This is a genomic window from Variovorax sp. GrIS 2.14 (assembly GCF_046115955.1).
In the GTDB taxonomy this organism is placed as follows: Bacteria; Pseudomonadota; Gammaproteobacteria; order Burkholderiales; family Burkholderiaceae_C; genus Variovorax.
Window position 1 is genome coordinate 141320 of record NZ_JBJXIA010000007.1, and the last position, 26528, is coordinate 167847.

The 26528-nt window shown below is 64.6% G+C and carries 23 protein-coding genes; 12 read left to right on the forward strand and 11 right to left on the reverse strand.

From position 1 onward, the window contains the following. Nucleotides 1-27: 27 nt before the first annotated feature. The 5 genes from RCH10_RS13715 to RCH10_RS13735 form a co-directional block, all read right to left on the reverse strand. Complete coding sequence (locus RCH10_RS13715; protein WP_409052786.1) at nucleotides 28-408, reverse strand: PIN domain-containing protein; 381 nt, start codon at nucleotides 406-408, stop codon at nucleotides 28-30. Beyond that, the gene (locus RCH10_RS13720) at nucleotides 395-664 is read right to left on the reverse strand and encodes an AbrB/MazE/SpoVT family DNA-binding domain-containing protein (RefSeq protein ID WP_409052787.1); all 270 of its coding nucleotides are present in this window, start codon (nucleotides 662-664) and stop codon (nucleotides 395-397) included. Before RCH10_RS13720 ends, RCH10_RS13715 begins: the two co-directional genes overlap by 14 nt. 60 nt (nucleotides 665-724) lie before the next feature. Beyond that, complete coding sequence (locus RCH10_RS13725; RefSeq protein WP_409052788.1) at nucleotides 725-1783, reverse strand: sensor histidine kinase; 1059 nt, start codon at nucleotides 1781-1783, stop codon at nucleotides 725-727. 32 nt (nucleotides 1784-1815) lie between these two features. Further along, nucleotides 1816-2139, reverse strand: a complete 324-nt coding sequence (locus RCH10_RS13730) for a 2TM domain-containing protein (protein ID WP_409052789.1) — start codon at nucleotides 2137-2139, stop codon at nucleotides 1816-1818. A gap of 70 nt (nucleotides 2140-2209) precedes the next feature. Next, the gene (locus RCH10_RS13735; RefSeq protein WP_409052790.1) at nucleotides 2210-2737 is read right to left on the reverse strand and encodes a DUF6622 family protein; all 528 of its coding nucleotides are present in this window, start codon (nucleotides 2735-2737) and stop codon (nucleotides 2210-2212) included. A 249-nt stretch (nucleotides 2738-2986) separates the two neighbouring features. Here RCH10_RS13735 and RCH10_RS13740 point away from each other — a divergent pair, with 249 nt between their 5' ends. The 9 genes from RCH10_RS13740 (at nucleotide 2987) to RCH10_RS13780 (ending at nucleotide 16874) form a co-directional block, all read left to right on the forward strand. After that, complete coding sequence (locus RCH10_RS13740) at nucleotides 2987-4546, forward strand: efflux RND transporter periplasmic adaptor subunit (RefSeq protein WP_409052791.1); 1560 nt, start codon at nucleotides 2987-2989, stop codon at nucleotides 4544-4546. Next, complete coding sequence (locus RCH10_RS13745; protein WP_409052792.1) at nucleotides 4543-7680, forward strand: efflux RND transporter permease subunit; 3138 nt, start codon at nucleotides 4543-4545, stop codon at nucleotides 7678-7680. Before RCH10_RS13740 ends, RCH10_RS13745 begins: the two co-directional genes overlap by 4 nt. Beyond that, nucleotides 7677-10979: an efflux RND transporter permease subunit gene (locus RCH10_RS13750; RefSeq protein ID WP_409052793.1), complete on the forward strand. Its 3303-nt coding sequence runs from the start codon at nucleotides 7677-7679 to the stop codon at nucleotides 10977-10979. The genes RCH10_RS13745 and RCH10_RS13750 overlap by 4 nt, the downstream gene beginning before the upstream one ends. 8 nt (nucleotides 10980-10987) lie before the next feature. Further along, nucleotides 10988-12436 (forward strand): efflux transporter outer membrane subunit, encoded by a 1449-nt coding sequence (locus tag RCH10_RS13755; protein ID WP_409052794.1) that lies wholly within the window; start codon nucleotides 10988-10990, stop codon nucleotides 12434-12436. A 138-nt stretch (nucleotides 12437-12574) separates the two neighbouring features. Further along, on the forward strand, nucleotides 12575-13729 hold the full coding sequence (locus RCH10_RS13760; RefSeq protein ID WP_409052795.1) for a porin: 1155 nt from the start codon (nucleotides 12575-12577) through the stop codon (nucleotides 13727-13729). 66 nt (nucleotides 13730-13795) lie between these two features. Beyond that, complete coding sequence (locus tag RCH10_RS13765) at nucleotides 13796-14239, forward strand: ATP-binding protein (RefSeq protein WP_409052796.1); 444 nt, start codon at nucleotides 13796-13798, stop codon at nucleotides 14237-14239. A gap of 2 nt (nucleotides 14240-14241) precedes the next feature. Further along, nucleotides 14242-14529 carry a hypothetical protein gene (locus tag RCH10_RS13770; RefSeq protein ID WP_409052797.1) on the forward strand — a complete coding sequence of 96 codons (288 nt, stop codon included), beginning with the start codon at nucleotides 14242-14244 and terminating at the stop codon, nucleotides 14527-14529. A gap of 4 nt (nucleotides 14530-14533) precedes the next feature. Beyond that, nucleotides 14534-16165, forward strand: a complete 1632-nt coding sequence (locus tag RCH10_RS13775; RefSeq protein WP_409052798.1) for an ATP-binding protein — start codon at nucleotides 14534-14536, stop codon at nucleotides 16163-16165. A gap of 7 nt (nucleotides 16166-16172) precedes the next feature. Beyond that, nucleotides 16173-16874: a response regulator gene (locus RCH10_RS13780; protein ID WP_409052799.1), complete on the forward strand. Its 702-nt coding sequence runs from the start codon at nucleotides 16173-16175 to the stop codon at nucleotides 16872-16874. Here the strand turns inward: RCH10_RS13780 and RCH10_RS13785 are convergent. The 3 genes from RCH10_RS13785 to RCH10_RS13795 form a co-directional block, all read right to left on the reverse strand. After that, a complete protein-coding gene (locus RCH10_RS13785; protein WP_409052800.1) occupies nucleotides 16825-17415 on the reverse strand; it encodes a response regulator transcription factor in 591 nt (196 codons plus the stop codon). The genes RCH10_RS13780 and RCH10_RS13785 overlap by 50 nt on opposite strands. Nucleotides 17416-17496: 81 nt before the next feature. Beyond that, on the reverse strand, nucleotides 17497-18720 hold the full coding sequence (locus RCH10_RS13790) for a type II secretion system F family protein (RefSeq protein ID WP_409052866.1): 1224 nt from the start codon (nucleotides 18718-18720) through the stop codon (nucleotides 17497-17499). Nucleotides 18721-18725: 5 nt separating this feature from the next. Then, nucleotides 18726-19142, reverse strand: a complete 417-nt coding sequence (locus tag RCH10_RS13795; protein ID WP_409052801.1) for a hypothetical protein — start codon at nucleotides 19140-19142, stop codon at nucleotides 18726-18728. A 50-nt stretch (nucleotides 19143-19192) separates the two neighbouring features. Between RCH10_RS13795 and RCH10_RS13800 the strand changes: the two genes are divergently transcribed. The 3 genes from RCH10_RS13800 to RCH10_RS13810 are packed head-to-tail and all read left to right on the forward strand — an operon-like array spanning nucleotide 19193 to nucleotide 21771. Then, the gene (locus tag RCH10_RS13800) at nucleotides 19193-19966 is read left to right on the forward strand and encodes a LysR substrate-binding domain-containing protein (RefSeq protein ID WP_409052802.1); all 774 of its coding nucleotides are present in this window, start codon (nucleotides 19193-19195) and stop codon (nucleotides 19964-19966) included. Continuing rightward, on the forward strand, nucleotides 19966-20904 hold the full coding sequence (locus RCH10_RS13805) for a LysR family transcriptional regulator (protein WP_409052803.1): 939 nt from the start codon (nucleotides 19966-19968) through the stop codon (nucleotides 20902-20904). Before RCH10_RS13800 ends, RCH10_RS13805 begins: the two co-directional genes overlap by 1 nt. A 42-nt stretch (nucleotides 20905-20946) precedes the next feature. Beyond that, nucleotides 20947-21771, forward strand: coding sequence for an undecaprenyl-diphosphate phosphatase (locus tag RCH10_RS13810; protein WP_409052804.1), 825 nt, complete (start codon nucleotides 20947-20949; stop codon nucleotides 21769-21771). A 216-nt stretch (nucleotides 21772-21987) separates the two neighbouring features. Here the strand turns inward: RCH10_RS13810 and RCH10_RS13815 are convergent, their stop codons facing one another. Genes RCH10_RS13815 through mutS form a run of 3 tightly spaced genes read right to left on the reverse strand, consistent with a single transcriptional unit; the run spans nucleotide 21988 to nucleotide 26367 of the window. After that, the gene (locus tag RCH10_RS13815) at nucleotides 21988-22803 is read right to left on the reverse strand and encodes an alpha/beta hydrolase (protein ID WP_409052867.1); all 816 of its coding nucleotides are present in this window, start codon (nucleotides 22801-22803) and stop codon (nucleotides 21988-21990) included. A gap of 20 nt (nucleotides 22804-22823) precedes the next feature. After that, nucleotides 22824-23663, reverse strand: coding sequence for a peptidase (locus RCH10_RS13820; protein WP_409052805.1), 840 nt, complete (start codon nucleotides 23661-23663; stop codon nucleotides 22824-22826). Nucleotides 23664-23691: 28 nt separating this feature from the next. Next, on the reverse strand, nucleotides 23692-26367 hold the full coding sequence (gene mutS / locus RCH10_RS13825; protein WP_409052806.1) for a DNA mismatch repair protein MutS: 2676 nt from the start codon (nucleotides 26365-26367) through the stop codon (nucleotides 23692-23694). Nucleotides 26368-26528 lie beyond the last annotated feature (161 nt).

A 26528-nucleotide genomic window follows, 5' to 3' on the forward strand; every position in this document is an offset into this window, starting at 1 on the left:
ACGTCCTGACGCAGTCATGTCAAACCTTCAAAGTTGTTGCGCGCCCGCGAGCTTGGCAAGCCCTTTGTCGAAAGTGCCCAGCGGCGTGTGCCCCGCCTTTCGGGCAATCTCCAGCACCAGGCAATCGGAGAAGCCCAAAGCTGGTTTGCGCTTGAAATTCTGCAAAGCTGCGGCGACCGTATCGGCATCTTGCAGGGTCAACGTTTTGTGTTCCAGCAAAATTTCAAGAGCCGCCGCGAGTTGCACGGGGGTTCGGTCGTAAACCGATTCCAGCACCCACATCGTCTCAGCCAGCACTAGCTGCGATATCCATGCGTTGCCGTCGACAAACACCTCTGCAAGCTTCACCTGCCGAGCGTCGTCTCGCACAAGGAGCCGCACGAGCACATTGGTATCAATCGCCCGCATGGCGGCGTTTCATGCGCTGGCGGATGCCTCGCTTCAAATCTTCCAGCGACTTCGCCTGGACGGGTGTGGCGCCTTCAGGAAACAACGCGTCGTGAACCGCCTGGGAATCGTGGCGAGTAGCGCGCTTCACGACGATGCGGCCCTTCTCTTCGACCCATTCGAGCACGGTGCCGGGCGTCAGGCCCAAGGCGCGCCTGACCGCGGCCGGGACGGAAACCTGGCCTTGCGAGGTGAGTTTGGTATGGGCATGAATCATGCTGGGCAGACTATCACATTACCGCGGTAATAAAAAACGCAGCTTCGCAACCTGTCGCCGCTAAATCGGAAACGTCACCACCGCACGCGTACCACCGTCTGCAGCCGCAGCCATCTCGAGTCGGCCCCGCGCGCCGTACACCGTCGCGAGCCGCTCGCGCACTTGCGCGAGCCCGAAGCCGCTGCCTTCCGATGGCGGCGCCGCGCCCAGCCCGACCCCGGTGTCGCGCACCTCGATGGCGATCTGCAGCTTGCCGGCGCTGGCTTTGCTTTCACGACGTGCGCGCACGACGATCTCGCCGCCCTCGACTTGCGGCTCCAGCCCATGCCGGATGCTGTTTTCGACCAGCGGCTGCAGCAACAGCGGCGGCACCGGCACGTCGCGTAAATCGTCGGGCAGCTCCAGCGTGTAGCGCAGGCGCGGGCCCATGCGAATCGACATCAGCTCTAGATAATCGCGCAGCCGGTCGAACTCAGCCGACAGCGGATGGGCCACCGCACGCGAGCCGCTCAAGGTCACGCGCAGATAGCGGTTGAGGTGGTCGAGCATCTGCACCGCACGCGGCGGATCGAGTGTGATGAGCACGCGCAAATTGGCCAGCGTGTTGAAGAGCATGTGCGGCTCGAGCTGCGTTTCGAGCAGCTTGAGCTTGGCTTCGCTGGCATCGCGTTCAGCGGCGTTTCTCTCGCCGATGAGCGCTGCCGCCTTGCCGCGTGCGAAAAAGTAGAAGGTGCCGATGGCGCCCGCGACCAGCGTGATGGCAAGGCTGATGCGGCTGTCTTGCGGCGACTGCTGCACGCCATCGCCGAACAGCAGGTCGCCCAGCGGATCGCCGAAGAAAAAGCCGGAGGCAATGCCGATGGCGGCGAGCAGCGGACCGCGCCATCCCTTGGGCCAGCCGTGGCCACCCGCACCGTCGCGATGGCAATTGCGTTCGTCGACGACATGGCGGCCGAAGTCGATGACCGCCCAGGTGATGGTGCCGACAGCCAGCGAGTAGCCCAGCTGAACCAGGTAGCTCTTGCGCGGCCAGATCGCGGTGGTCAGCACGGCGATGACGCTGCAAAACGCCACCACCTGAAGGTAGTGGCGCAATAGGTTGCGCCATTGGATGTTCATAGCAGCAGATTCTGTGCGAAGAAGGCCCAGGATCACCACAGGTCACCGCGCGGCGTGCCCGACAGCCGGGCGCGTTCCTTTTCGACCATGCGTTCCATCAAGGCGCCGCCGTGCGGCAAGGCCCAGACCGAGACGCCATGCATGGCCAGTCCTACACCCCACCCGAGCAGCGGATAGAGCGCCCAAAAACGACCGGTGAGGAACGACAGCGTGATGAGCCCGAGGTTGACGATGGTGAAGATCGTCGCGTGGGCGAACCAGCCCATCTTGGCCTTGGCGCGGCGTCGTGCGAGCTGGTCGATGCGGCCGGCCGCGGTGGCTCGGGTGGCGTCGTTGAAGTGGGCGGCAGCAGACATGGTGTGTCTCCTCGATCTGAGTGGGTGGATGGCTGAATGGGTGAAGGGGCAGTGGGCTGGGTTCGACAGATCAGGCGGCGCTGGCCACTCCGCGGTCGGTGCGGATCGCCAGCTTCCACAAGCGGGCGGCGCGGCCGACGAAGATGCCGGTGAAGGTGCCATACACCGCGCTGATACCGGCCGCCACAGGCGTCTGATGGGCCAGCTCCGGGTGCATCGACAGGCTGACGCCGACGACGTACTTGGTGAAGAAGATGCCCATCATGAGCATCAGCGGCACGGCGCTGCCGGCCACGTCGAACGCACGGGCCTCGGCGTTGTAGCGGGTGTTGGCGTGCAGCGGCTGGCGGATCGATACGGCGAACAGCACTGCTGCTGCGGCGGCCCAGGCGAGCAGCGCAGCCGGGCCAGCTGTGTTCGATGCGCCGAAGGCCGACGCCACGCCGTAGACCGCGAAGCCCGTCATGGCGATTGGCATGACCGTGACCTTGACGAGGCTCACGCGGCCCGACATCAACTGCTTGCAGCCGAGCCAGACCAGCAGCGCGAAGAGGCCGAAAACCCAGCGTGGGGTGTGAGTGACGATTTGCAGCAGCATGGTTTTCTCCAGAAAAAGCGATGGGGTGACTCTCGTCATTCGTCGCCCGCACGGCGAGCGTCATGCGACGGAACGCAAAAGAGCGGCGCCGGATGCGGAATAGCGGCGCAAAACGCGCGGATGGAGCGAAGTGGCTGACACGCCGCATGGGCTTTACCGAACCTTTACGGCACGTCAAGGCGGGGCGATACCATCCTGCGCTGTACTCCGGGTGCCTCCTCTGAGCCCATTCACGCTGACCGAATCCCGATGGATCCACACACTCCCCCCGAGCCTCTTCCCGCCACCGTGTCGCCTACCCATCCGCCGGTCCGTCGCCGTCGCTGGGTGGGTGCCGTGCTCGCGATTCTTTTGCTGGTGGCTTTGGGCGGTGGCGCCTGGTACCTGGTCCAGCGCTCGAAGGAGCCGGCAGCCGGTGCGCCGGGTGCGGGCGGGCGCGGTCCAGGTGGCCCCGGTGGACCGGGTGGTGCCGGCGCGAGAGGTCCGGGCGGCCCAGGCGGCGCAGGGGCGCAAAACACGGTCGGTTTCGCGGTTGCGCGCCAGGCTGACATTCCGATCCAGCTCGACGCGCTCGGCACCGTGCAGCCGCTGGCCAACGTCACGGTGCAGCCGCAGGTCGCGGGCGTGCTGACCGCGGTGCTCTTCAAGGAGGGCCAGATGGTCAAGAAGGGCGACGTGCTCGCCACCATCGATCCGGCGCCGTTCCAGATCGCGCTGTCGCAGGCGGCTGGCGCCAGGCAGCGCGATGAAGCCCAGCTGTCGGCAGCAAAAGTCACGTTGGAGCGATACCGCACGCTGCTCGGGCAGGACTCGATCGCACGGCAAGACGTCGACACGCAGGCTGCATTGGTCAAGCAGCTCGAAGGCACGGTCACCATCGACCGCGCCAGCGAAAGCACCGCCAAGCTCAACCTGAACTACGCGCGCATCGTCGCGCCGGTGAGCGGCCGGGTCGGTTTGCGACCGGTGGATGCCGGTAATTACGTATCGACCGGCAGCACGGCCGGGGTCGCGGTCATTACGCAACTGTCGCCCATCGACGTGGCGTTTTCGGTGCCGCAGGACCGCGTGCCAGAGATCCAGCAACGGCTCGCGGCTGGCGCGCAATTGCCGGCCACTGCGCTCGACCGCACCCGCATCAAGCAACTCGCGACAGGCATGTTCTCGACGCTCGACAACTCGGTCGATACGAACACCGGCACGGTCAAGTCGAAGGCGCGCTTTGCCAATGCCGACTCGGCCTTGTTCCCTAACCAGTTCGTCAACGTGCGGCTGCTGATGCGCACCATCAGCGCCGCCGTCGTCGTGCCGGTGACGGCGCTGCGGCATGGGCCGAATGGCGACTACGTCTACGTCATTAACGAAGACAAGACGGTGAGCCAGCGCCCGGTGACGCGCGGCGAATCGAGCGTCGACAACGTGGCGATCATGTCGGGCCTGAAGTCCGGCGAAGAGGTCGTGACCGAAGGCGGCGACCGGTTGAAGGACGGCGCGCGCGTACAGACCATGGTCGATCGTCCGGCGGGTGCCGCATCGGGGGCCGCCAGTGGCCGGCGGCAAGGCACTTCGGCCGCTCCTGTTGCACCACCCTCCGGTTCGACGGCCACTCCGATGGCCTCCGGCGGCACGACCGCCACCACTGCCATCAAGCCGCCCACCGCCGAGGAACGCCAGCGCCTGCTCGATGCGGTCAAGGACAACCCCGAACAGCTCGAGCGTCGCAAGCGCCTGCTCGAAGCCATCGACCGCGGCGAGCCGGCCGCGCTCGAACGCTGGCAGCGCCTGTCGGAACGCCGGCCGGCGCAATGAGTCCTTCGCGCCCGTTCATCCTGCGGCCGGTAGCGACCTCGCTGCTGATGGTGGCCATCGTGCTGGCCGGGTTGGTGTCGTTCCGCTTCCTGCCGTTGTCGGCGTTGCCGCAGGTCGACTACCCGACCATCCAGGTGCAGACGCTGTACCCCGGCGGCAGCCCGGAGGTGATGAGCAACACGGTCACCGCGCCGCTCGAACGGCAGTTCGGCCAGATGGCGGGGCTCGACCGCATGAGTTCGACCAGCGCCGCGGGCGTGTCGATCATCACGCTGCAATTTTCGCTCGGGCAAACGCTCGATGTGGCGGAGCAAGAGGTGCAAGCCGCCATCAACGCCGGCGGCTCGCTGCTGCCGGCCGACCTGCCGGCACCGCCGGTGTACGCCAAGGTGAATCCCGCCGATGCGCCCGTGCTGACGCTCGCCATCACATCGGAAACGTTGCCGCTGACCGAGGTGCAGAACCTCGTCAACACGCGACTCGCGCAGAAGATCAGTCAGGTTTCGGGCGTCGGTCTGGTGTCGCTCAGCGGCGGACAACGTCCTGCCGTTCGCATCCAGGCCAACACGCAGGCGCTGGCGGCCAACGGCATCGGGCTCGATACGCTGCGCACTGCCATCAGCGCGGCCAATTCGAACGGTGCCAAGGGCAGCTTCGACGGGCCCAAGCGCGCCTACACGATCAATTCGAACGACCAGTTGCTGACCGTCGACGACTACAAGAACCTGATCGTCACGTACAAGAACGGCGCGCCGATTCGCATGATCGACGTGGCCCAAGTGGTCAGCGGCGCCGAGAACACGCAGCTCAGCGCCTGGGCCGGCACCAACGGGAAATTGCACCCAGCCATCATCCTGAATGTGCAGCGCCAGCCGGGTGCCAACGTCATCGCCACGGTCGACGCCATCAAGAAGCAGTTGCCCGATCTGCAGGCTGGCTTGCCGAGCGGCCTGAAGATCGAAGTGCTGAGCGATCGCACCTCGGGCATTCGCGGATCGGTCCAGCACGTCGAGATGGAACTCGTCCTGGCCGTCGTGCTGGTGGTGCTGGTCATCTTCGCGTTCCTCGGCAGCCTGCGCGCCACCGTCATCGCCAGCATCGCGGTGCCGATCTCGCTTATCGGCACCTTCGGGCTGATGTACCTGCTTGGCTACAGCCTGAACAACCTGAGCCTGATGGCGTTGACCATCGCGACCGGATTCGTGGTCGACGATGCCATCGTGATGATCGAGAACATCTCGCGCTACATCGAAGAGGGCGAACGGCCGTTGCAGGCGGCCTTCAAGGGCGCGGCGCAGATCGGCTTCACGATCATTTCGCTGACGGTGTCGCTCATCGCCGTGCTGATTCCGCTGCTCTTCATGGGTGATGTGGTGGGGCGGCTTTTCCGCGAATTCGCAGTCACGCTGGCGATCACGATTTTGATCTCCGCCGTGGTGTCGCTCACGCTGGTACCGATGATGTCGGCGCGCTGGCTCAAGCCGCACAAGGCGGAGCCGAGCAACCCGAACACCCCGAGCAAGACGGGGTTCGCTGCGCGCCTTCAAAACTTCTTCTCCGGCGTGATGGTCCGCTACGACCGTTCGCTGCACTGGGTGTTCGCGCACCAGGCGCTGACGCTCGTGGTCGCGCTGCTTACGATGGTCATCACGGTGGCGCTGTACCTGAGCATTCCCAAAGGCCTCTTTCCGACGCAGGACACGGGGCAGTTGCAGGGCCGCATCCAGGCGTCGCAAGACGTGTCGTTCGATCGCATGTCGCAACTGCAGCAAGCCGCTGCCAAGGCGATTCTCGAAGATCCGGATGTCGAAAGCCTGAGTTCGTTCGTCGGTGTCGATGCGGCCAACAACACGATGCTCAATAACGGCAGCATGCTCATCAACCTGCGCGCCAGCCATGGCAAACAGCAGGCGCTGATGGACCGGTTGCGCGACCGGGCGCAGACCGTCGCCGGCGTCACGCTGTATCTGCAGCCGACGCAAGACCTGACCATCGATGCCGAGACCGGGCCTACCGAATTTCGCGTGTCGCTCGAAGGTGTCGACAGCGCCATCATCACGCAGTGGATGACCCGGCTGGTGGACCGGCTGCAGACGGTCAAGCAGGTGCGCAACGTCAGCAGCGATGCCGGCGCGCAGGGCCTGGCCGCCTTCGTCAACGTGAACCGCGACACCGCGGCGCGCCTTTCGATCACCGCGAGTTCGGTCGACGATGCGCTCTACAGCGCCTTCGGCCAGCGCATCGTCTCGACCATCTTCACCGAGACCAACCAGTACCGCGTGATCCTGGAATCGCAACCGGGCCTGGTAAACACGCCGCAAAAGCTCGGCGACCTGAACCTCATCGCCGGCTCGGGCGTAGCGACACCTTTGTCGGCGATCGCCAGCATCACCGAGCAGCAGGCGCCGCTGCAGATCACGCACGTGGCGCAGTACCCGGCCAGCACGCTCAACTTCGACACCGCGCCGGGTGTGTCGCTCGGCGCCTCGGTCGATGCGATTCGCGCCGCGGCCAAGGAGATCGGCCTGCCGGCCAGCGTGACCATGACCTTCCTCGGCGCGTCGGGCGCTTACGAACGCTCGCTGTCGAATCAGCTCTGGCTCATCCTCGCGGCGGTGGTGTGCGTCTACATCGTGCTGGGCGTGCTGTACGAAAGCTACGTGCATCCGCTCACGATCTTGTCGACGCTGCCATCGGCCGGTGTCGGCGCGCTGCTGGCGTTGATGATCACCGGCAACGACCTGGGCGTGATCGGCATCATCGGCATCATCCTGCTGATCGGCATCGTGAAGAAGAACGCGATCATGATGATCGACTTCGCGATCGACGCCGAGCGCACGCAGGGCAAGTCGGCGCAGGAGGCGATTCACCAGGCGGCGCTGTTGCGCTTCCGGCCGATCCTGATGACGACGCTCGCGGCCTTGTTCGCTGCCGTGCCGCTGATGCTGAGCTTCGGCGAGGGCGCGGAGTTGCGTAGGCCGCTCGGCCTCGCCATCTTCGGTGGACTGATCGTCAGCCAGTTGCTCACGCTCTTCACCACGCCGGTCATCTATCTGGCGTTCGACCGCCTTGGCGGTGAAAGCCGTCGCCGCAAGCCCGAAGCCGATCTCGATGAAGACGGAGCGCCCGCGTGAACCTGTCGCGGCCGTTCGTTCGTCGACCTATCGGCACGGTGCTGCTGACCGTCGGTGTCGCGCTGGCCGGCATCGCGGCCTTCTTCGTGCTGCCGGTGTCGCCGCTGCCGCAGGTCGACTATCCGGTGATCTCGGTGCGCGCTTCCATCCCCGGCGCCAGCCCGGAGACCATGGCGACCAGCGTCGCGACGCCGCTCGAACGGCACCTGGGCACCATTGCCGGCGTCAACGAAATGACGTCGACCAGTTCGGTCGGCTCGGCGCGGGTCACGCTGCAGTTCGACCTGAGCCGCAACATCGACGGCGCCGCGCGCGAGGTGCAGGCCGCCATCAACGCCAGCCGCGTCGACTTGCCGGCCACGCTGCGCAGCAACCCGACGTACCGCAAGGCCAACCCGGCGGCATCTCCGGTCATCATCCTGGCGCTCACCTCCAAGACCAAGACGCCGGGCCAGATCTACGACGCGGTGTCGAACATCGTGAGCCAGCGGTTGTCGCAAGTCGATGGCGTGGGCGATGTGGAAATCGGCGGCGGCTCGTTGCCGGCAGTGCGCATCGAGTTGCTGCCCTTCGCGCTGAACCGCTATGGCGTGAGTACCGAAGACGTTCGCGCTGCCGTTCAGGCGGCCAACGCCAATCGGCCCAAGGGGGCAGTGCAGGGCGACGGCCGCAAGCTGCAGATCTACACGCAGACACCGGCCCTCAAAGCCAGCGACTACGCACCGATGGTCGTGGCCTGGCGCAACGGCGCAGCGGTACGGCTGCAAGACGTCGCCGAAGTCAATGACGGCGTGGAAGACACGCGCACGCTCGGCCTCTTCAACGGCGAGCCGGCGATCATCGTGCTCATCACGCGCCAGCCTTCGGCCAACATCATCGCGACCGTCGACAGCGTGCGTGCACTGCTGCCGGAACTGCAGGCGCAATTGCCGCCCGACGTGCAGTTGCAGGTGGCATCCGACAGCACCAATTCGATCCGCAGCTCGCTGCATGAAGTCGAGGTCACGCTGATCATCTCGGTGTTGCTGGTGGTGCTGGTCGTCAGCTTGTTCTTGCGCAGCGTGCGCGCGACCATCGTGCCCGCAGTAGCGACCGTGGTGGCGCTGTTGGGGACATTCGGCGTGATGTACCTGCTGGGCTTCAGCCTCAACAATTTCAGCCTGATGGCGCTGACAGTGGCGACCGGGTTCGTGGTCGACGATGCCATCGTGGTGCTGGAGAACACCAGCCGACACATCGATGCCGGCATGTCGCGCATGAAGGCGGCGCTGCTCGGCGCCAAAGAGGTCGGGTTCACGGTGTTGTCGATCAGCGTGTCGCTGGTGGCGGTGTTCATTCCGTTGCTGTTTATGGGCGGGCAAACCGGGCGCCTGTTTCGCGAGTTCGCGGTCACGTTGTCGGCCGCCGTGATGATCTCGCTGGTCATCTCGCTGACCACCACGCCGATGATGTGCGCGTGGCTGCTCAAGCCCGGTGGCGAGCATGCGAACGACAAGCCGCCGGGACGCCTCGGCCGCATGGCCGCCGGCAGCTACGACTGGGTGCTGCGCCGCTATGAAGCCAGCCTCGACTGGGCGCTCGACAGCAAGGCGCTGGTCATGCTCATCCTGCTGGCGGTCATCGGCCTCAACGTCTACCTGTTCAGTGCGGCACCCAAGGGGTTCTTTCCGCAGCAGGACAGCGGGCAACTCAACGGCGGCCTGCGTGCCGACCAGAGCATCTCGTCGCAAGCGATGGCGGCCAAGTTGCGGCAGGTGGTCGACATCATCCGCAAGGACGAAGCGGTCGACACCGTGATCGGCTTCACCGGTGGCGGGCGGGCCGGGGGGGGCTTCATGTTCGTCAACCTGAAGCCGGCCAATCAGCGCAAGGACAGCGGCCTGACGGTCATCGCGCGGCTGCGACCGCAGCTGAACCAGGTCACCGGTCTGCGCGTTTTTCTGGGCACGGTGCAAGACGTGCGCTCGGGCGGCCGCGCCAGCAATTCGACCTACCAGTACACGCTCAAGAGCGACAGCCTGGCCGACCTGCGGACGTGGGCCGTCAAGCTGTCCGACGAGCTCAAGCTGCAGCCGGTGCTGACCGACGTCGACACCGACCAGGACCAGAACGGCGTCGAAACTGTCGCCAAGGTCGATCGCGACACCGCACGGCGTCTGGGCGTCACGTCGACGGCCATCGACAACGCTCTGTACAACGCCTTCGGGCAGCGTCAGGTCGCGACCATCTACACCGAGCTGAACCAGTACCACGTCGTGATGGAGTGGGCGCCGCGCTATGCGCAGAGCCCGAACGCGCTGAAGGACGTGTACATGCCAGCCACGCGTACGGCTGTCATCGCGGGCCAGACGGTGACCACCGAAGCAGCGGACACCACCTCGACCGGCAGCGCGACCAAAACCACGAGCGGGGCCGCAGCTTCCACTGCGGCGGGTTCGAACACTGGCGCCGTCCCGGTGTCCGCCAACCCCGGCTCGCGCAACGCTTCCACCGGCAACGTGCTCAGCAACACTGCAACGAGCCTGGTGCCGCTTTCGTCGGTGGCGCAGTTCATGGAAAACTCGGTCGCGACGTCGGTGAGCCATGAAGACGGCGAGCTGGCGACGACCATCTCGTTCAACCTGGCCGAAGGCGCCAACCTCGGCGATGCCCGCGAGGCGGTTGCTAAAGCCGAGGCCAACATCGCGATGCCGACCAACGTGCGCGGCGCCTTCGCTGGCACCGCCTTGAGCGCGCAGCAATCGCAGAGCCAGCAGACGATGCTGATCCTGGCGGCGCTGGTCGTCATCTACATCGTGCTCGGCATCCTGTATGAGAGCCTGGTGCATCCCATCACGGTGCTGTCGACCTTGCCATCGGCAGGAGTCGGCGCGGTGCTGGCGCTGTTGCTCTTCAAGATGGAGTTTTCGATCATCGCGTTGATCGGCGTGTTCCTGCTGATCGGCATCGTGAAAAAGAACGCCATTCTCATCATCGATTTCGCGCTGGAGGCCGAACGCTCGCGCGGGCTCACGCCGCTCGAAGCCGTGCGCGAGGCGTGCCTGCTGCGCTTTCGGCCGATTTTGATGACGACCATGGCTGCTGCGCTCGGTGCGCTGCCGCTCGCCATCGGCTTCGGCGAGGGCGCGGAGTTGCGCCGGCCGCTGGGCGTCGCGATCATCGGCGGGCTTATCGCCAGCCAGCTTCTCACTCTGCTGACCACGCCAGTGGTGTACCTGGTGCTCGACAAGCTGCGCCGCCGCGGCGCGCACGAGCATGAACTTGGTCGTGCGATCGACGCCGAACCCAAACCCGTATGACTGCCTCGATGCCATCCTTTCCTTTCTCTTTGAGCGCCGTGTGCGTGCTGGTGTTGTCGCTCTCCGGTTGCGCGATCGGCCCGCGCTACGAAACGCCCACTGCCGCCAACCCCGGCGCCTTCAAAGAGGCACCTGCAGCCGCCGGCTGGCTGCCAGCCGCGCCGGCCGACGCACTCGATCGTGGCGAGTGGTGGAAGCTCTTCAACGATGCCAACCTCGACGAACTTGCCGCCCGCGTGCAGGTATCGAACCAGAACATCGCTGCCGCCGTCGGCAACTACGCGCAGGCACAAGCGCTTGTGCGCGAGCAACGCGCCGCGCTGTTTCCGCAGGTGAGCGTCGATGGCAGCGGGCGCCGAAGCGGTGCGCTGCGTTCGGGCAGTTCCGGAACGACGCCGACCAACGCGTTCTCGGCGACGCTGGGTGTCGACTGGGCACCCGACGTGTGGGGCCGCCTGCGGCAAGCAGTGACGAGCGCCCAAGCCGGCGCGCAGGCCAGCGAGGCCGACCTTGCTTTGGCGCGGCTGTCGGCCATTGGCAATCTGGCGACCAACTACTTTTCGCTGCGCGAGACCGACGCGGAGATCGTGCTGCTCGACGAAACGATCGCCGGCTACGAGCGCGCCTACGAGATCACCAACAACCGCTATCGGGCCGGCATCTCCGCGCAGACCGACGTGCTGCAGGCGCAGACGCAATTGCTCAGCACGCGCGCCGATCGCGTGTCGTTGACGCGCAATCGCGCAACGTACGAACACGCGATCGCGGTGCTGGTGGGCTCCGCGCCCAACGACTTCAGCCTGCCGGCTTCCAAGTGGACGCCGACGGTGCCCGGCGTGCCCACCGGCGTGCCGTCGACATTGCTGCAACGCCGGCCCGATATCGCCGCTGCGGAGCGCGCAGTCGCCTCGGCCAACGCGCAGATCGGCATCGCGCGGACGGCGTACTTTCCCAGCTTCGGCCTGAGCGGTTCGGTCGGCAGCTCGGCCAGTCGCGTTGGCGATTTGTTCAGCGCATCGAACACGCTGTGGTCGCTCGGGTTGTCGGTCGCGCAGGTGGTGTTCGATGGCGGTGCGATCAGCGCGCGCGTCGAGGAGGCCAAGGGCAGCTACGACGCCAGCGTCGCGCGTTACAGGCAAACCGTGCTGACCGCCTTTCAGTCGGTGGAAGACCAGTTGACCGCGGCCGCTACGTTGGGCCAACAGGAGGGCTTGCGCCTGCAGGCCTCGCTCGCTGCCGACAAGACCGAGCAACAGTTGCTCAACCGCTATCGCGCTGCCCAAGTGAGCTACACCGATGTCGTCACCGCGCAGGCCGCCGCGTTGAACGCACGTCGCACGCTGGTGCAGTTGCAGGTCAATCGACAGAACGCAGCGGTGGCGCTGATCCAGAACCTCGGTGGCGGCTGGGAAGCCAGCTGGATGACCGTCCCACCCGCAACGGCCGCTCCGCAGTAAAGACCGAAGGCGGTGGCGGAGCCTCCCAATTACCTCCCCATTTGGATTCCACCATTCAGTTGCCGTTGCATCGCAGCGGTTGCCAGGGCAATGCCAACCGGCTGCGCCTGAAGCACCTCTCTTGATTCGGAGAACTGAATGAAAAAGTCCCTTACGGCGCTCGCCGCGCTGGCCGTCACTGGTTTGGCATCGGCGCAGTCGTCCGTCACGCTGTTCGGCGTGGTGGATGCGGCCGTCAGCTACCAATCGGCCACATCGCGCGATGCGGTGACCGGTGCCACCGCCAAGCAAAGCCAGTGGAGCCTGGCCAATTCCGGCTACAACGCGAGCCGCCTCGGCTTTCGTGGCACGGAAGATCTGGGCGGCGGCTTGTCTGCCAGTTTCTGGCTCGAGTCGGCCATCAGCAACGACGACGGATCGACCGGCATCGGCGCCTTCAACCGACGCTCCACGGTGAGCCTTGCCAACGGCTTCGGCGAACTGCGCCTGGGCCGCGACTACACCGCCACCTACTGGAACGACACCGTGTTCGATCCGTTCGGCACCACCGGCTCCGGCACCAGCGTGATCTCGTCGGTGAGCGGGAGCGCCAACCTCGCCAACCCCAACTACATTCGCGCCAGCAACATGGTCGGCTACTTCTTGCCGCCGAACCTGGGTGGCTTCTATGGCCAGGTGCAGTACAGCCTGCATGAGAACACCGACAACAGCACGACCGCACTGGTCGCATCGACCAACAGCAACGCCGGCCGTTACGTCGGCGGCCGCTTCGGCTATGCCAACGGCCCGCTCGACGTCGCCATGTCGCTCGGCGAGAACACCGTCATCGATACCAACGCCCTGACGCGCAAGGTGGAGACCGCCAACCTCGGCGCTTCGTACGACTTTGGCCCGGTCAAGCTCTTCGGCGAACTGTCGAGCGTGCGCAACCGCTTCGAAACTGCACTCGCCACATCGCGCGACAGCTACAACGGCTATCTGCTCGGCGCCAGCGTGCCGGTCGGGCCGGGCCTGATCCGCGCTTCGTATTCCGCGGTGCGCTATGACGAGGGCGCTAGCGGTTTGACGGGCAGCGACCCGCATGTCCAGAAGCTCGCGTTGGGTTACGTGCACAACCTGTCGAAGCGCACCGCGCTCTACGCCACGGTGGCACGCGTCAACAACCGCAACGATGCGCTCTACAGCGGCAGCCTGAGCTCCGCGATCACCGCGGGTGGCAGCAGCGCAGTCGGCTTTACCAGCTTGCCGCGTTCGTCGACGGGGTACGACTTCGGCATTCGCCACTCGTTCTGAATCGCAACGAATCGAACGGACAAGAAGCGCGAGATGCAAACACATCCACCACCGCCATCAACCCGGATGGACCTCTGCCAAATGCTGCGCGACGTGCCGCCGGCCTGCATGACGCTGTTGCAGGCCAACGGCATCGCGCTCGACCAGCGCCTGCCTGACGAGCCCTTGCCCGTCGGCGTGGGCGATCATGAGTGGGAGCTGCTGCTGGCCAACGTCTCCCGCATCGCCTGCCTCGCGATGCAGGGCGGCGGTACGCTGCAACTGCTGGCGCGCTCCGAGGGTTCGCGTGCGGTGGTGCACTTCATGGACGTGGGGCGCGATGCCTGCACCACCGGACTGGCGCAACTCTTCGGCAAGCCCGACGAGCGCACTGCAGGCTGCGTGCGGGCCTGCGAGTACATCGTGCATCGGCATGGCGGGCGCATCTATGCGGCGCCTTCGTCGCTGGGCAGTCTCGGACTCACGCTGCGGTTGCCGCTGCGGCCCTCGCTGTCTGCGGCATGGCAATGACGATGCAATCGCAGATTTCCGTGCGGCGTTGCGCGGTCGGCCTGCTGGGCACCGTGGTGTTCTGCGCCGTGATCGGGTGTGGCGAATGCGACGGCGAAGATGGCGGCGGCAGCGATGCCGACCGGGCGCGCAGCGGCAACTCCAGGCTGTCGACGCTGGCCCCGATCATGAACAGTGGCCGCACCGTCGGAGGCTATGCCAAACGCTCTGGCAACCCATACGACAACCAGCAGACAAGCAGGGCCGGTCGCGACCTGTGCATTCAGCAAAATGGGCCATGCACCGAATGAAGCGATGACCCGCCTGACGCTCTCCAGAAAGATATTTTTCGCCCTCGCCGCATTGCTGGTGATGCTGCTGCTTATTTTTTCGGGCTTCTCGATCTTCGGCTTGCAAAGTGGCATGGGGCCGTACGTGGCGGAAATTGAAATCCGCCGCATGGACTGGCTCGCGCAGTTGCTGCAGAAGCACTATGTCGTCAATGGCAACTGGAACAAGCTGCGCAACGAAGACGAAGCGTGGCATCGGTTGCAACTGGGCCTTTCGAGCGAGTCGCGCAGCAGCACCGGCGTCAAGGAAGACAGCCGACTGCCGCCCTGGTATGCGCGTCGCCAGTGGCCGCACGGTGGGGACGGCGCGAGCAACGGTGAGAACAATGGTGCGAACAATGGCAATGGCTCCTATGACGGCGAGGGTGGCCCGCCGATGCCGTCGCCGCAGCTCGACTTGCTGCCGCGGCGCTATGCACCACCGCCGCCACCCTGGCTCTACCCGGATCCACGCGAAGCCGCCGATTCGATCTACCAACGGCTCGGCGTGGTCGATGCTGCGGGCGTTCGTGTGGTCGGGGCGAACGTGGACAACGCATCGGCCGCGCGGCTGAAGATCAAGCGCGGCAACGACGTGGTCGGCTACCTGGTGCTCGCGCCGGTCGAGGGCCTGGACAGCGAAGCCGATCGCGCTTTCATCGCGCGGCAGTCGAGCGTGGTCGCGCTGACGGCGATCGCTGGCTTGATCTTCGCGCTCGGCCTGTCGTGGCTGCTCGGGCGGCGCTGGCTCGGCCCGATCGACGCGCTCACGCAGGGTGCGCAGGACATCGCGCGCGGCCGCTCGGGTACGCGCGTGCTGGTGCCGGGCAGCGACGAGCTCGCGCTGCTCGGCCGCACGTTCAACGACATGGCCGAGCGCCTCGACACCAGCGAGGCATCGCGCCGCGCGTGGCTCGCCGATGTCGCGCACGAGCTGCGTACGCCCCTGGCAGCCATGCGTGCCGAGATCGAAGCGCTGCAAGACGGCGTGCGCACGTTCGACGACCGCACCGCGTTGCGGCTGCATCGGCAGGTCATGCGCCTGGGCCAACTGGTAGACGATCTGCGCAGCAGCATGCGCGACCCGCAAGGCGAACCGCTGACGGTCGCCCCGCTGTTTCCGCTGGCGTTGTTGAAAGAGGCGGTCACGCTGTCGGCAGACCGCTTCGCACGGTCGCGCATTCGTGTCGACACGCGGGCGCTGGACGCGCTGGCCGCCTCTGCCCAACCGGTAATGGAGGGCGATGCGCGGCGCTTGCATCTTGTCTTTATGAATCTGCTCGACAACACGCTGGCGTACACCGATGCACCGGGCGAGCTGCGCATCGGGGCGCTTGTCCATTCATCGGCCGCTACCGCAGCCACCGAGGCGACCGACCGACTGGTGCTGCACTTCGACGACAGCGCACCAGGCGTGTCGGAGGCCGAACTGCCGCGATTGTTCGAGCGCCTGTTCCGCGGTGAAACCTCGCGCAGTCGCGCGACGGGTGGTTCGGGTCTCGGTCTGTCGATTTGCCGCGCGACGGTCGAAGCGCATGGCGGCACCATCGACGCTTCTGCATCGCCGCAGGGCGGGCTCCGTATCACCGTGTCGTTGCCCGTGGTCGCTGCAACATGAGTGCAACATGACCCGCATTCTCATCGTCGAAGACGAGCCCGACATCGCGTCGGTGCTGCAAGACTATCTGCACCATGCGGGCTACGAAACGGAGCACGTCGCCGATGGCCAGACCGCGCTGGAGCGCATGCTCGCTGCGCCTCCCGACCTCACCCTGCTCGACGTCATGCTGCCTCGGCTCGATGGCCTGCAGGTGCTGAAGCAGGCGCGCGCCTACACGCTGCATCCGATCATCATGCTGACCGCGCGCATCGAAGAAATAGACCGGCTGGTGGGGCTGGAAGCGGGTGCCGACGACTACGTGTGCAAGCCGTTCTCTCCGCGCGAAGTGGTGGCACGAGTGCGTGCGGTGCTGCGTCGAACAGCCATCGAAAGCGCAGAAGGCCGTGGGGCTGCTGGTACCACGGAGCGTGGTCGCGCCCTGTTGCTCGATGACGTGCACTGGCGCGCATCGCTGCATGGCATACCGCTGAATCTGACGCGCCGGGAGTTCGGCCTGTTGCAGGCGCTGGCGCGTCATCCGGGCCGCATTTTCTCGCGCGCCCGCTTACTCGAACTGGCTTATGACGACACCGCCGATGTGACCGAGCGCGCGGTCGACAGCCACATCAAGAACCTGCGGCGCAAGCTGTCGGTAGCGGCACCGGAGCACGACTGGATCAGGTCGGTGTATGGGATCGGCTTTGCTTTCGAGGCACCAAGTTCATGAGTTGTTGCACGCGTCCCAGCAGCTCTCCGCGCCGGAACGGCTTGGCGATGTAGTCGTCGGCGCCACCGGCCAGCGCTTCCGCTGAATCGCCTGCCGTGCTGCGTGCGCTCACGACGATAACGGGCAGTTCGGCAAGGGCTTTTTCGTTCTCGCTGCCGCTTCCTTTTTCACGCATCCAGCGCACCAGGTCGAGGCCGTTCGTGGGATTGAAGTTCCAGTCGAGTATCAGCAGGTCGAACGGGTCGGTGAGGAGCGCATTGCGAAGCGATTCACCGTCCGTGAATTGAGAGCAGTTGATGGCGTCGTCGTCAGTCGCACCAAAAGTCTCGAGGGTCGCAACCATCAGTTGCATCTGGATCGGTTCGTCTTCCAGGAGGGCTACGCGCATCGTCTGCTCCGGTGAAATCGATGAAGCGCTACTGGAAGCAGAGAGAAATTGCGAGACATTTGCCATTGTTGAGATCGTCGCGGCAGTCGTCGTTTGTCTGAGCGAATGGAACGTTTGTTTGAGCAGACATCGTGCAACCAGTTGAAAGCCCACTGATTTCTAACGCGCGCCGAGAAACGGTGGAAGGGGATGCTGATTCGCTCTGCAGGGCACGCGCCTGTTGCGCACGCGTGGTCAGCCTCGGCCGGTGGCCGCCTGTCCGAGACTCCACAGCGGTAGAAAAACTCCCAGTGCGAGCAGCAGCACAAGCACGGCAATGACAACCAGCAAGATCGGTTCGATGGCCGCGGCCAAGCCTTTGACGCTGTAGTCGGTTTGCTGCTCATACATACGGGCTATTTCGAACATCAAGGAGTCGAGTTCTCCGGTTTCCTCGCCGACGGCCATCATCTGCAGAACCAATGGCGTGAAAACGCCCGTACCGGCTGCGCAGCTTGAGATGCTGCTGCCGTGCTCGATGCCATCGCGCATCTGTTTGATGCGGCTGCTGATGAAGTCGTTGTCGACCGTCACCGCCACCACATTCAAAGCCGGCACCAGCGGCACGCTGCTTTGAATCGCCAGGGCAAAGCTTCGGGCAAAACGAGCCAGGGCACCTTTGAGCAGAATGTCCCCGACGATGGGCAAACGCAGTTTGAGTGCGTCCCAGCGGTAACGTCCGGCCGGAGTGCGCAGATAGCTTTTGATCGCGAGGCTGCTCGCCATTCCAGCGAGCACCAGCAGCGGCCACCACGAGACCATCCAGCCGGAAAACCCCAGCAGCGCGCGCGTAAGCAGCGGCAACTGCGCATGAAAACCTTCGAAAACCTGGGCGAAGACCGGGATGACAAATACCGTGAGGATCACAACTGCGACCGCCATCGCCACCATGACGAACATCGGGTAACGCATGGCCTGTTTGACGCGCTCACGCACATCCCGATCGAATTCCAGCTGCTCGTGCAGGTTCAAGAACACTTCGGGCAGGCGCCCGGTCATTTCGCCGACCTGCACCATCGAGACATAAAAAGCACTGAACGCTTTCGGATGTCGCGCCATGGCGGCCGAAAGTTCGCGGCCCTGGTCAAGGCTCGAGCGAATGTCCTGCAGCATCGCGAGCATGGTCGGTTTGCTTGCCGAAGCCTCCAGTCCTGCGAAGGCCCTGAAGATGGGAACGCCCGCTTTGCTGAGCGTGTGCATCTGACGCGAAAACACGAGGATGTCTTCCACCACGATCGGTTTCTGGTTGAAGCGCGCCAGCCAGCTGGTGCTGTCGGTCACGACCTTGGCAACTGCGGCAATTTGGACCGGAGCGACGCCGATGGCCATGAGTTCATCGGCGACACCACCTTCCGTCAGCGCTTCCATTTGCCCCTGGACCGTTTCCCCGCGGGCATTGCGCCCACGCCATGCGTACATTGCCACTAGGAGTTCTCTTCCTCGCCGGTGTCGAAGCCGACGCGCAACGCCTCTGCCAATGAAGTGCGGCCCTGGCGCACCAACGCCAGAGTCTGATGCGCCACGGTCTTGCCCAGCATTCGCTCGCGGGCGGCTTTGGTGAATGCGACGGGGTCGGAGCGCAGGATGGCTTCGGTCAATACCGGGTCCATCACCAACAACTCGTAGACGCCCATCCGACCGGCGTACCCGGTTGCGTGGCAGGCCGAGCATCCGGTGCCGCGTCGGGCCGAAATTCCCTCGTCCGCCGCACCCATGGCGCTGAGCCACGATTGTTCCTGTGGCGTGGGAGTCTGTGGTTGCGCGCAATCCATGCAGTTAAGCCGCACCAGTCGTTGTGCGATGACCGCTTGAAGCGAGGTGGCCACCATGAAAGGTGGCACGCCCATGTCCAGCAACGCTATCGAGGCGCCTCACAGCCATCGAATCCGCGATGGGTGTTCGCCTGTTGCAGCGCTCGACGCGTCGCATCCAATTGACCGAGGCAGGTGCCGATTACTTCGCTCGCAGCGAGGCCTTGACGCTCGACGCGTTGCGGTTGCACGACGCCTTCAGGGCGGTCGATCAGCAGCTCTCGGGTCGATTGGTCGTTGCAACCCCGGCGGAATGCGGGCTCGGATTTTTGACCGAGATCATTTCGGAGTTTATTCAACGCCATCCCAAGCTGGAGCTCGAATTGAATCTTTCGGCGCGGCATGCCACGGACGAGCCGAGCCGCCATGACGTCGCTCTGCAGTTGGGTCCCGTCGACGCCACGCCTCCCACAGGCGCGCTCGTGCGAGCCGTTGGCACGGTGCAGTGGCGGCTCTATGCGTCGGAGCGCTACTTGGCAAAGTCAGCACCGCTGCTGGTGCCAACCGACCTCTGCGCCCACAACTGCATCGTCGAGGGACGTGATCCCGGCCTGAATGTTTGGCAACTGCAACACAACGATTTGCGCGCTTCCGTCCAGGTAAGGGGCACCCTCGCGACCAACAGTGTTTCTTTGCGTGCGCGTTTTGCCAGCGAAGATTTCGGAATTGCCGCACTGCCGGCTGACATGGCGGCGGGCCTGCCGGCTGCTGGCGCATTGGTCCCCGTGCTGTGCGGTTGGGAGCTGCCGCCCATGGCGCTCAGCGCAGTAGTCAGCGAAAAGTCGTCACTGCGCAAAGGCCGTGTGTTTGTCGAATGGCTCGAATCAAGGTTGCGTCGAAGCGCCACGGTCTGATGGATTCGCTCGATCAACTCCAGGATATTGCCGCGTTCGTGGCCGTCGGCGAACTGGGCAGCCTTGCACGCGCGGGTGCGCAGTTGGGTATTCCGGTCGTGATGGTCTCGAAACGCCTCAGTGCCCTCGAACGATGGACGGGCACCAAGCTGACGATGCGGGGTGGCCGATCAATCCAGCTTACGGCTGATGGCCAAATCTATTTCGCACGCGCCAAGCCGCTGGTGGCCGCCGTGCATTCGGTCTACGCAGAAACCGTTGCGGCGGCCGCCAGTACGCAGGGACGGCTCGTCGTGTCCATGCCGCCCGATTTTGGAAATAGCTGGATCTCACCGCTTCTAGGTGACTTCATCCGCGCGCATCCGGCCATAGAACTCGAAATCGACCTGTGTCCGGAGGCCGTCGATCCGTCTGTCATGCGAGTGGATGTGGCGATACGGGTCGGCCCCGTGCATGAGCAATTTCTGATTGCACGGCCGCTGGGTGCGATTGCGCAGCACGTGTTCGCGGCGCCCGACTATCTTGCCGGCGCGCCGGCGCTGAACCGCCCCCAGGACCTCGAGGCCCACGCCTGCATCCTCCTGGAAAAGCCCCCAGGCGGTACCACCTGGACCTTCAGCAAAGGCGATCAAAAGGTCGATGTGAGAGTCGCTGGCCGACTGTCTACCAACCAGGTGCAGATGGCGCATCAACTGGTCAACCAGCGCCACGGCATCGCGGCTCTGCCGGTGTATCCGGGGGCATTTTCGGAGGCTGCACGCACTGGCGTACGCGTGCTGGCCGATTGGCAAATGGCGAGCGTCCCTGTGTATGCGCTGCTGCCGTCGCGCCTCGTATCGCCCAAGACCAAGCTCTTCATCGACTACCTGGCGAGCGCGTTGTCGTTCGCCGATGTGAATGCCGAGGGCGACGCTTCGCGTCGGCTGAGCAGAACCTGAACGCGCGGCTCGCGATAATCGGCGCACTTTCAAGGAGTGCTTGTGGATATCGTTTTGCTGGTGAAGGCCGCGGTGATGGGCATCGTCGAGGGTCTGACCGAATTTTTGCCGATCTCTTCGACCGGCCACCTCATATTGGCGGGCTCACTGCTCGGCTTCGACGACGACAAGGCCAAGGTCTTCGACATCGCGATCCAGACGGGCGCCATCTTCGCGGTCATCCTCGTGTATTGGCAGAAGATCCAGTCGACCATCGTGGCGTTGCCGCGGCAGCCCAAGGCTCGCCGGCTGGCGCTCAACGTGCTCATCGGATTTTTGCCAGCGGTGGTGTTGGGGCTCTTGTTCGGCAAGGCGATCAAGGCGCACCTGTTCATCCCTATCGTGGTGGCCAGCACCTTCATCATCGGCGGGTTCATCATCCTGTGGGCCGAGAAGCGGCCGCCGGGCGCTGTGCGCATCGAGCACGTCGACGACATGACGCCGTGGGATGCGCTCAAGGTCGGGCTGGTGCAATGTTTTGCGATGATTCCGGGCACCAGTCGCAGCGGATCGACCATCATCGGCGGCATGTTGCTCGGGCTCAGCCGGCAGGCGGCGACCGACTATTCGTTCTTTCTGGCGATCCCGACCTTGATCGGTGCGAGCGTGTACAGCCTCTACAAAGAGCGCGCGCTGCTGTCCGTAGCTGACATTCCGCTCTTTCTGGTCGGCCTCGTGTTCGCGTTTATCAGCGCATGGCTCTGTGTGCGCTGGCTGCTGAAGTACATCAGCACGCACAACTTCGTGCCGTTCGCCTGGTATCGCATCGCCTTCGGCATCGTGGTGCTGGCGACCGCATGGAGCGGGATGGTGGTCTGGGCGGAATAACTCCAGGTCACATCACCATCGCGCCAAAGCGCGTGCGGTGTTCAGTCGTAAGCCGCGGACACTGCGGTCATGGTCGGCGGCGTCGCGCAGGCGGAATCGGGATGGAGGGTCGGCACCGCCATCAACGCGCCACGCAAGGTGCGAAAGACAGTTCGTGAACAGCCCTGAAGCAGGACTTCGGCGCGTTCAACCCGCTCGATGCAACGCGTCGCGCTTTCAGCCCAGAAGATTACGCAACGAGGCCTCGACAGCCGCTGCAATTGCTATCGGCTTTTCCATTGGGAAGAGGTGCGTGCCGTCGAGCAGGCTCAGTCGGCCCTTGGTGACTTTCTCGGTCATCGCCATGCCGGCGCGTCTCATCTCGACCGATTGACGCCCGCCCACGAATGCGACTTTGCATTGGAGCGGATGACCGCGCAGCAACGTGCTCAGGTTGTGCGGCAGCGTGTCGTAGATGGCCGTCTCGACATCGCGGTCGAAGCTCAGGGTGCGTGCGGCATCAGTTTCGGCCGCGGCTTCGAGCGTGCCGTGGTCGATGTAGTCGCGCAGTACCTGTTCGTCCCACTTCGCAAACACCTTCTTGCTCTTGAAGTGTTCGAAGACCGCGTCGCGGTCTTGCCAGCTGTTCTTCCGCTTGCGGCTCACGACGCTGGGCGACATGCTTTTGAGGAGCGGCGTTCGCTTGACGAGATTGAGTGTGTTCGCGCGCCATCCGCCGATCAGAGGTGAATCGAGCAGCACGACGCCTCTGGCTAACTCGGGATGACGTGCAGCGCACATCAGGCTCAAAAAGCCGCCAAGCGAATGGCCGACCAGAAACACCGGACCGCCTGATGTGTCGACCTGCCGTCGCGCGAAGTCGGCGAGTTGTTCGACCAGATGCGGCCAGTTGTCGGTGACCGGATACGCCGGGTCGTGCCCGAACTTCTCGACAGCATCGACCCCGAAGCCGCGGCTGCGCAGGCTGTCGAGCATCACCCGGTAGGTACTTGCCGGAAAGCTGTTGCCGTGCGAGAAAACGACCGATGGCAAGCCCGGCGCCAACGTCGTGTTCAGATCAGCTTTTCTTCCGGCGTCGAGATCTTGCGCAGCGCGCTGTGCCGGGCCGCTGGCATCTTCAGCGGGTGCGCGCTGGCTGCGTCGTCCCACACCGGGTCTTCGATGCTGTCGAACACTTCGCGCAGCTTCTGGCCCCAGCTGTTGTGCATCATCCGGTAGTACGGATTTTCGGCATCGATGCAGATCACGCGATCGGTTTCGAGCTTGTTGGCTTCGTAGACGACGAGGTCGAGCGGCAGGCCGACCGACAGGTTCGACTTCATGGTCGAGTCCATCGACACCAGCGCGCACTTGGCAGCTTCGTCCAGCGGCGTTTCGGGTGTGAGAACGCGGTCGAGCACGGGCTTGCCGTACTTCGACTCGCCGACCTGGAAGTAGGGCGTCTCGGTTGTCGCTTCGATGAAGTTGCCGGCGGCGTAGACCAGGAACAACCGCATGCCTTCGCCGCGCACCTGGCCGCCGAAGATGAACGACACGTTGAAGTCGAGGCCTGCGTGCTTGAGCGCTTCGGCATCGCGGTCGTACACATGGCGTACCGCCGAGCCCAACACCCGCGCGGCATCGAACATGCTTTTGGCGTTCCAGATGGTGATGGGCGGTCCGGGTTGACCGTTTTCGCCGATCTCGCGCAGCTCCTCGATTTGCAGGATCTCGCGGATCGACTGCGAAATGCTCAGGTTGCCTGCCGACAGCAGCACCATGACGCGATCGCCCGGCTGCTCGTAGACGATCATTTTGCGGAAGGTACTGATGTGATCCACTCCCGCATTGGTGCGGGAGTCGGAGAGAAACACCAGTCCGGCGTTGAGTTTGATGCCTACGCAATAAGTCATGGAGTCTTGCCGCACGAACCGGGCCAGCTCATGCGGCCCCGCGTTCGCGCGTGTTCAATTTTTGAAGTGTGTAGAGCGCATCGAGCGCCTCGCGTGGGCTCATCGCGTTGGGGTCGAGCGCCGCCAGCGCGGATTCTACGGCGCTCACCTCCGGCGCAGCGGTGGCTGGCGGCGCCGCGAACAAGTCGACTTGTGCCCGGCTTTGCGTCTGTTGCGCCTCCAGCGCATCGAGCGCCTGACGCGCGTGGTTGACGACGGCAGCCGGCATGCCCGCCAGCCGTGCGACCTGGATGCCGTAGCTCTTGCTGGCCGGGCCGGGTTGCATCTCGTGCAAAAAGACGATGTCCCGGCCCCCGTTCTTTGTGCTCTCGGTGGCGCTCACGTGCATGTTGACCGCGGCATGGTGCGTTGCCGGAAACTCGGTGAGCTCGAAGTAGTGCGTGGCGAAGAGCGTGAAGGCCCGCGTCCGGTCGTGCAACTGCGCCGCGATGCCGGCAGCCAGCGCCAGGCCGTCGAAGGTGCTCGTGCCGCGGCCGATCTCGTCCATCAGCACGAGCGATTGGGCGCTGGCGCTGTGCAGGATTTGCGCGGCTTCCGTCATCTCGAGCATGAAGGTCGACTGCGCGTTGGCCAGGTCGTCGGCGGCACCGATGCGCGTGTGGATCGCATCGATCGGTCCGAGCCGACAAGCCGCAGCCGGGACGTGCGAGCCGATCGAAGCGAGCAACACGATGATCGCGACCTGCCGCATGTAGGTCGACTTGCCGCCCATGTTCGGCCCCGTGATGACCTGCATGCGCTGCTGCGGCCCGAGCTGCGTATCGTTGGCGATGAAGGCGCCCGACGACTTCTCGGCCAACCGAGCCTCCACCACAGGATGCCGGCCCTTTTCGATCTCGATGCACGGATGCGATACGAAACTCGGCGCGCGCCAGTGCAGGCTGTACGAGCGCTCGGCCAGCGCGCACAGTGCGTCTAGCGTCGCGATGGCAGTGGCGAGCCGTGTCAAAGGTGCGATCGATGGCTGCAGCGCATCGAGCAGCTGTTCGTAAAGGTACTTCTCGCGCGCCAGGGAACGATCTTGTGCCGACAGCGCCTTGTCTTCGAAGGCCTTGAGTTCGGGCGTAATGAATCGCTCGGCGTTCTTCAGCGTCTGGCGACGGCGGTAGTCGTCAGGCACCTTGCCGAGCGCGCTTTGCGTCACCTCGATGTAGAAGCCGTGCACACGGTTGAACTGCACGCGCAAGTTGGTGATACCGGTGCGCTCTCGTTCGCGAACTTCGAGCTGCAGCAAAAAATCGTCGCAGTTCTCGCTGATGGCGCGCAGCTCGTCGAGTTCGGCATCGTGGCCGGTGGCGATGATGCCGCCATCGCGCACCAGCGCCGACGGGTCGGGCTTGATGGCTTGCGCCAGCAGATCGACGCAGCCTTCGGGAGGCTTGCAATGCTCCGAGATCTGATTGAGCAGAACTGCAACGCCCGGCAACGATGGCGCCAGTTGCTCCGCCTTCGACAGCGCAAGACGCAGCGCGACCAACTCGCGAGGGCGCACCTGGCGCAGCGCAATGCGGGCAGCGATTCGCTCTATATCGCTGATGTTCTTCAGTTGCTCCCGCAACGTGCGCCATGGTGCAGCGGTGCTGCCGGGTGCACTCGTCTGCAGCGCGGCGATGGCTTCGAGGCGCGACTGCGCCTCATCGCGGTCGCGGCGCGGCGACAGCAGCCATCGCTTCAGCAGGCGGCTTCCCATGCCGGTCATGCAGGTGTCGAGCAACGAGAACAGCGTCGGCGAGTCTTCCCCGCGCAAGGTCTGCACGAGTTCGAGATTGCGGCGCGTCGTGGGCGGCAGCTCGATCAATTCGCCATCGCGCTCGACCGAAAGTCGTTGCACATGCGGCAGCGCGCGGCCTTGCGTATGTTCCGCATAGCCGAGCAGCGCGGCCGCGGCAGCATGCGCGTTGGGGAGACCTTCGGCGTTCCACGCAGCGAGGCTGTTGCTGCCCATCTGCTGGCTGAGCTTGCGCTCGCCGAGTCCGCCATCGAACTGCCAGGCAGGCCGGATGGAGAGCGTGAATGGCGTGGCCGTGCGCGCGGCTTTGAGGCGCTGCTCAAAGGTCGTCGTCACTTCGGCGCTGTAGATCAACTCGCTCGGCGCGATGCGCGCGATCCAGCTTTCGAGCGCGTCGGCCGCGCACTCCGCAAGACGCAACTCAGCACCCGTCACGCTGAGCCAGGCCAGCCCGCACACGTTGCGCGTGCCGGCGTGCACCGCGAGCAGCATCGACTCGCTCTTGTCGTTGAGCAACTCGGCATCGGTCAACGTGCCGGGGGTGACCACCCGCATCACCTTGCGCTCGACTGGCCCCTTGGTCGCACCGACCTCGCCGATCTGCTCGCAGATCGCTACCGATTCGCCCAGCCTGATGAGTCGCGCCAGGTAAGTATCGACCGCGTGGAACGGCACGCCCGCCATGACCACCGGCGCACCGGCAGAGTTGCCGCGCTGCGTCAGCGTGATGTCGAGCAGGCGCACGGCCTTCTCTGCGTCGGCGTAGAAAAGCTCGTAGAAATCGCCCATCCGGTAGAACAGAAGCGTCTCCGGGAAGTCCGATTTGAGGCGCAGATATTGCGCCATCATGGGTGTGTGGGCTGAGTAGTCTGCAGGGGTCGCGGCAGGGGTCGGGGCAGGGGATGAGGCGGGCATGGAGAGCGGATTGGATCATGTCTTTGTCGAGACTTCACCCACCGCTTCGGCTTCCTGGTCAACGACGTGGCCAGCGCCGAGACGACGCTGGATGCGGCACTCACCATCGGCGATGCACTCAATGAATCTGGCGAACGTCGAAGAGGTCGGGGTATGAGCAG